Raw genomic sequence first — 6,691 nt, forward strand, 5'->3', positions numbered from 1 at the left:
AATAATAGAAACAAATAGGAAGAAAACGTCTAATGCGTGGTGTAAATAAAGTCATTTTAGTGGGTACTTTAGGTCGTGATCCTGAAACAAAAACTTTCCCAAATGGTGGTTCTCTCACTCAATTTTCTATCGCAACCAGTGATGTCTGGACAGACAAAAACACAGGTGAGCGTAAAGAGCAAACAGAGTGGCATCGCATTGTTTTACATAACCGTTTAGGCGAGATTGCACAGCAATATTTACGCAAAGGTTCTAAAGTATATATTGAAGGTTCATTGCGTACGCGTCAGTGGACAGACCAAAATGGTCAAGAGCGTTACACCACTGAAATTCGTGGCGATCAAATGCAAATGCTCGACTCTGCTAACCGTGGACAATCTGACCAGCAAGATGGTGGCTTTGCTCAACCACGTTTTAACAATAACCAAGGCGGTTATGGCAATCAGAACCAAGCTCCAGCCACAGGTTATGCGAATCAAAATCAAGGCGGTTTTAACCAAAATCAGGGTGGTGGCTATGCCAACAATAACCCAAGTGGTTTTGCACCGAAGCCACAAGCTGCGCCTGCAACCGCACCTGCAGATTTAGATGATGATTTGCCGTTTTGAGACATACTAGAGATAGCCATTTGATTCAAAATGGAAAATCATCATCCAAACCCTTTGTTTCGACAAAGGGTTTTTTATGCAGATATTTAGCAAATATCTATTTTCTCGATTAAATTTCAAACTATGATAGGATTTATAATTCATAAATCCGATTATTTTTATAAAAAAACACTGTTTTACCGATTCTTTCGATTTTCGTATTCTAGCTACACAAGATAAGCAATCCCCGAAACGAATTGAGGAGTCATCCATGAGTTTAATCAATACCCAAGTCAAAGCATTTAACGCAACCGCTTACCACAATGGTCAATTTATTGACGTATCTGAGCAAGACTTTATTGGTAAATGGTCAGTGGTGTTTTTCTACCCTGCAGATTTCACCTTTGTTTGCCCAACTGAACTTGCCGATTTAGCCGATCAATATGCTGAATTCCAAAAAATGGGTGTGGAAATTTACTCAGTATCTACAGACACACACTTTACCCATAAAGCATGGCACGACACCTCAGAAGAAATTAAAAAGATTCAATATCCAATGATTGGCGACCCAACTTGGACATTGTCTAAAAACTTTGAGGTGCTGATTGAAGCAGAAGGTTTGGCAGATCGTGGTACTTTCGTGATTGACCCTGAAGGTAAAATCCAAATTGTAGAAATCAATGCAGGCGGTATTGGTCGTGACGCGCAAGAGTTGTTGCGTAAAGTAAAAGCAGCGCAATATGTGCATGCACACCCTAGCGAAGTTTGCCCTGCCAAGTGGAAAGAAGGCGATGCAACCCTAGCACCATCTATTGATTTGGTGGGTAAAATCTAATCGAATCATCGCACTCAATTTTAAAAATCCAGAACCTCGCTTCTGGATTTTTTATGCTCATGATTTGTTTAACCATGTATAAGTTTCAGCAAGATTATTCCATTCTTGCAATGCTGTATGCCAAATTTGCACTAGGTTGTGGTGCGATGAGCGATTAAGATCAAAACATCTATTCTCCTAGCAATAGGTGTAACACATGAAAAAAATAATCGGTTTATATCGCAACCAAAACATGCATTGGGTGGGCGATGGTTTTCCAGTCAAAAATCTATTTTCTTATGACCGTTTAGGGCAGGCGATCAGTCCATTTTTACTCTTGGATTATGCAGCGCCGTATCATTTTGATGCGACTACCGCACAACATGGTGTTGGTTCGCATCCACATCGCGGTTTTGAAACGGTGACACTTGCCTATCGGGGCGAAGTGACGCATAAAGATTCGGCAGGTGGTGGTGGCACCATCAAAACAGGCGATGTGCAGTGGATGACAGCAGGTGCGGGTGTGGTGCATGAGGAATTTCACTCCAAAGACTATGCAGCACAAGGCGGATTGTTTGAAATGGTGCAGCTTTGGGTGAATTTGCCTGCCGCAGACAAAATGACATCGCCACGTTATCAAGCCATTGAATCTCAAAATATTCCGAAAATTGAGTTTGAAAATCAGGCGGGGCATTTACGCATTATTGCAGGTCAGTACGCAGAGCAATCTGGGCCTGCCAGCACCTTTAGCCCTGTCAATGTTTGGGATGGACAATTGAAAGCTGCACAGACCCAAGCGCTGCATGTGCCGGTAGATCACAATGTATTTTATACTTTAGAATGCAATACACATATTTCAGAGCTTATTTTTATATTGATGGTCTATTTTGTTGATGTTTCATCCATATAGACTGACATTTAAAAATATTTTTGTGAATTAAAATAAAAATTTAAAATTATAAGTCTTAGAAAATTTAGTATAAAAAACAATGCTTCTCTAAAGTTTTCTAGTTTAAGGAATACCTCATGGCTCAAAGCTTTGCAACGCATCATTCCATGACCAATCATGGTGGAATCATCCTTGCCAATCAAATGCGTGTTTCTCAAATGGGAAATTTATTTTTAGTGGCGGGTAATGGACATTTCTGCCCTAAGTGCCAGCGTTGGTCCACAATTATAAAAAGTCACGATCATATTCTTTTTGATGACAAAGCCGTGGGTTATGTCGGGGATCAATTGACGTGTGGCGCAAAAATTTTACCGAAACAGTTTCATGTGGTGGGTGGGATTTAAAGCCAATTATGAACATCCAAACACCGAAAAACTTCATTATCTAGCAGCTGATTACGATAGATTAAGCTTTTTCCGCACTCACCTGCACATATTTAATCCAGCCATCCGCATAGAGCTTGGCACATAAACGTGCGGTCATGGCAATTTTAAACCAGTCTGTATCTCGCGTTTGTACTCGATGCTTGAGATGCTGATTCACATAGTCAGCAAAACCCGCCAAAACTTGTGCCGACAAATCTTCCACCTGAATCTGTTTAAATTCAAACTGTTCTAAAACCGCTCGAAGCTGACTTTCAGACATCAGATCTTTAAAATTGACAGCGGCAGATTTTAATAAGGCACGATATTGCAGCTGTTTGAACGCATTCGTTGGCGCTTGTTCTGCCCAAATTAAATAATGAAAGCCCAAACGTCCATTTGAATTCAAAACCGCACTGACCTGACTTAAAAATGAATTCAAATGACTGTGATATGCTGCATCGATACAGAACACCACATCAAAACGTGGTTGTGGAAAAAGTGCTTTTAAATTTAAAAATGAAGCAGCGTGAATTTTAATATTTGAATTTAAATGTTGTCGAATCGACTGCACATGATGATCTTGTAGCTCAACAGCTTCAAGTCGTTGTATTTGATAGTGTTCCAACCAATATTTAAGACTGGCACCTTGCCCACAGCCTAAATCCAGTACAACATCTTTTGAATTTAAATGCACTGCTGCGGCCAAATGCGCTGCTAAATTTTGACATGCAGCGGGATAATCAGATCCCACTGCATCTGACCAATAACCTAAATTGCTCCACGGCAGTGCGGAAGTATCTCCCAAATATGCCGCTTGAATGGCATATTTATGTTTTGGAAAATGCTGTCGTATCGCCTGTTGCCATTTCACACTGACTCAGTCTAATTCAAAAAAGAGGGGCTGTTGATAATTCATCTATGTTTGCGACAACGCATATTTTTTAGCTGATATAAGGCATGAGGCAGGAAATTTAGTCATTCTAAATGACTGACTCATAACGCAATAGCAGCAAAAAATATGCTTGTCCTGAAAGGCTGTGGCTAAAACTTTCTCAGATTGCGTTATGAAACTTGGCAATAGTCTCGCTATTCCCTGCGTTTCATGCCTGATCTGCTCAGTTTTAGCCTACAGCACAAACCATTTATGAAATATCAACAGACCCTAAACTTAATAACCTAATTGCGGCGCAACCTCAACTTGTGGTTTTAAATCAATAAACGGTAATGGTGCACCAAAAATTTCTGCAATATGCATAGCGGAAGTCACTGCAGATTCTAAAATTGGTAAACCATCGCACGACCATGAACCGCAGAAGAACACTTTACGATTGTCTTGGTGATGGCGCTGCTGCAACTCTTTGTTTAATGCCACTGTCTTTGAATCCACCACAGCGCGGGTTAAAGTTACCGTTGAAATGATCTTTTTCGGATCAATTGGTGTAACTGGACGCCATGTTTGGAACACTGGCGATTTACCGACCAAAGTTGGTTCGATCGAGTTAAGCCATACCGTAAATTGCTGACGAGTAAATTTACGATCCATCATATAACTTAAAACAGACCAATCTTTACGTTTTGGCGGCATCACCGTTTGATCAGTGTGAATCACCAAATCACCCTGCTCGAATTTGAACTGTTTAAGCAATTCAATATCTTCTGCAAATTGTTGATTGTCCAAGAAGTCTTGGACTTTAGTGGTTGGCGTTGCAATCACCACACGGTCAAATGTTTGCGACTGACCCTCAGAATTTTCAACAATTACACCATCTTCTTGTTGATGAACACGAGTAATCGCTGCACCACTTTGAATATTAATACCTTCAATCAACTTATCAACCAATGCAGGCGTGCCACCTTGTAAACGCAATAATGCATCACCATCAGTCAATTGGCGTAAAAATACCAACAATGGTTTTGCTGGCCATTCACCAATGGTTTTAGGGTCACAAGTACAAATGGTGTAAAGCACTGGCATCACTGCACCATGCCAAAACACTTCTTCAATTTCGTTACGGTTGATAAATTCCGCAAGGGTAATGTCTTGGTTTTTAGATTTGAAAAATTTAGCGATGGCTGTTTTTAACTGCAACATGCCTTTTACCAAACGCCAGCCGTATTGTTGTATGCCTTTACGGTTGTTAATGATTGGGAAATTACCAATACGGGTACGGCTTGTGGTCAGCCAAGTTTCGGTACGATCTTCAAATAACCAACTGCACGCCATATAAGTACGCACAGGATAAGTTTTAATGCCTAAATGTGTGGCCAAGCTGAGGGTGTTTTTCCACAAATGTGGGTTCATGACCCGTAACGGCGCATCAATTAAACCATCCTCAAATTCGATGCTATGACTGTCCATTCCACGACCAGGCAGCGCCTCAAAAATTGTAATGTTATGCCCTGCATCTTTAAGAATTCTTGCGGTAGCCAGTCCAGCCATACCACTACCGATCACTGCGATATCCAAACCGATCATCCATCTTTTTACATACTTTATGAAATTATGAACCATGCCTAAGGAAAATGAGCTATTAAAAACTACCAGATTGTGTACTTTTCACAGAGAAACAACACAAAGTACATTGGCAATATGATTACATTTTTTAACAATCAGAAAGTGCTTAAATAAGCCTTAGAATTTATTTATATTATTTCTTTAATACTATAAATAGTGTTCTAAACCATGTAGATAAATTCACCAATTTTATAATTTTCGTTTTACAAATAAATCTCTAAACGCTATGATACCAAGCACAAAAATAATAACTACATCACATATAATTATCATAAGGAATATGATCAATCCGCTAAAACTAGAAATTTGACAGCGCCAGAACAACAAAAGCCTCGGTCGGGACATCGACATGAGGCTTTTTTCTTGGCTAAGATTTTTTAAAGCTTAACCCGCTTGATGTTGAATCGGAATTTCACCAAACTTGCCTTGATTAAAATCTTCAAAAGCTTGAATGATTTCCTGCTTGGTATTCATGACAAATGGACCATAGCCTTGAATAGGTTCATTTAATGGCTTGCCTGTCAGCACTAAAAATTGCGTATCTTGCAGTGCTTCAAGCTGAATTAACGCTTCGCCATCTTGAGCAAATAACACCACTGAGTGATCTTGCACAAGTTGACTGCCATTGACCCGCACTTCACCTGCCAACACCACCAATACATTTAACAAGCTAAAAATCACAATCCCGTATTGCGGTTAAAGTTTTGCAGATAGATAGACGCCCTGAATAAATTGGAGATTCGGGCAGCATGAGTAAGATAAAAATATACGTTTATAAAAACAAAAAACCTCATAAATTTTTAATTTATGAGGTTTAATATGGTGCCGGCACACGGATTCGAACTGTGGACCTACTGATTACAAGTCAGTTGCTCTACCAACTGAGCTATGCCGGCGTTGTGTAGAGAATTTTACAGAATTTTTACGTGTGCGCAAGCCAAAAAGTAACCGTTTAATGCATGGCATAGATTTTTTGCAGATTTTGTATGCAGGGTTTTGGCGCGTTACAAACGAGGAAATCACACAGAAGATTTTGTAGGAAATGAGCCCAGCGGGTGGGCTCATTGAAGAAAACAACCTGAAATGAGGTGTGAAAAAGCGATTATTTATTTCTTAAGATACGATCTAAATCCTGTGCACATTCTTCTAAGGTAAAGGCCATATCAAGTTGCATTTGTGGTTTGAGTTCATTTGCGAGCGTTCTCCATTGTTCAATTAGGCGAATGGCTTTTTGAATCTTATGTTTGTTGATGTCTTTGGCGATGGTAGGCGTGTATCCTCCACGTTTAGCATTTTTAATTTGTTTGACATAATTTTGGCTGTTATTCATGTTCGCTGTTCCTTAAAATGTAGTCAAACATAGTCAAGGACTAATTCGCACTCTGTTAATGTCTTGTTGCCAAGCGTGTAACTAGAGCCTGAGTCGGTCAGTTCCGACTTGTAGCGGTCAGTCCGTTCTTG

General features: G+C 39.9%; 5 protein-coding genes, 1 tRNA gene and 3 pseudogenes. 4 read left to right on the plus strand and 5 right to left on the minus strand.

Annotated elements, in window-relative coordinates:
- The first annotated feature begins 32 nt into the window (after nt 1-32).
- The 4 genes and pseudogenes from ssb to ACEO2X_RS08285 all read left to right on the plus strand — a co-directional run.
- The gene (gene ssb / locus ACEO2X_RS08270) at nt 33-608 is read left to right on the plus strand and encodes a single-stranded DNA-binding protein (RefSeq protein WP_096902231.1); all 576 of its coding nucleotides are present in this window, start codon (nt 33-35) and stop codon (nt 606-608) included.
- Nucleotides 609-858: 250 nt separating this feature from the next.
- Entirely contained in the window at nt 859-1,422 is a 564-nt protein-coding gene (gene ahpC, locus ACEO2X_RS08275; RefSeq protein ID WP_004970191.1) for an alkyl hydroperoxide reductase subunit C, read from the plus strand.
- A gap of 196 nt (nt 1,423-1,618) precedes the next feature.
- Nucleotides 1,619-2,224, plus strand: a pseudogene (locus ACEO2X_RS08280) (pirin family protein); the annotation flags it as partial.
- Nucleotides 2,225-2,427: 203 nt separating this feature from the next.
- Nucleotides 2,428-2,685: pseudogene (locus tag ACEO2X_RS08285) on the plus strand (PAAR domain-containing protein); the annotation flags it as partial.
- A gap of 70 nt (nt 2,686-2,755) precedes the next feature.
- Here ACEO2X_RS08285 and ACEO2X_RS08290 read toward each other — a convergent pair.
- From ACEO2X_RS08290 to ACEO2X_RS08310, 5 genes and pseudogenes are all read right to left on the minus strand, one after another.
- Nucleotides 2,756-3,586, minus strand: coding sequence for a cyclopropane-fatty-acyl-phospholipid synthase family protein (locus tag ACEO2X_RS08290; RefSeq protein ID WP_371971619.1), 831 nt, complete (start codon nt 3,584-3,586; stop codon nt 2,756-2,758).
- A gap of 297 nt (nt 3,587-3,883) precedes the next feature.
- Nucleotides 3,884-5,191 (minus strand): FAD-dependent oxidoreductase, encoded by a 1,308-nt coding sequence (locus ACEO2X_RS08295; protein WP_004970183.1) that lies wholly within the window; start codon nt 5,189-5,191, stop codon nt 3,884-3,886.
- Nucleotides 5,192-5,614: 423 nt separating this feature from the next.
- A pseudogene (locus ACEO2X_RS08300) lies at nt 5,615-5,890 on the minus strand (pirin-like C-terminal cupin domain-containing protein); the annotation flags it as partial.
- A gap of 160 nt (nt 5,891-6,050) precedes the next feature.
- A tRNA-Thr gene (locus tag ACEO2X_RS08305) sits at nt 6,051-6,126 on the minus strand.
- Nucleotides 6,127-6,332: 206 nt separating this feature from the next.
- Complete coding sequence (locus ACEO2X_RS08310) at nt 6,333-6,560, minus strand: hypothetical protein (RefSeq protein WP_004970172.1); 228 nt, start codon at nt 6,558-6,560, stop codon at nt 6,333-6,335.
- Between the last annotated feature and the right edge of the window lie 131 nt (nt 6,561-6,691).

Origin of the sequence: Acinetobacter sp. AL9, assembly GCF_041464035.1 — a bacterium.
GTDB lineage: Bacteria > Pseudomonadota > Gammaproteobacteria > Pseudomonadales > Moraxellaceae > Acinetobacter > Acinetobacter towneri.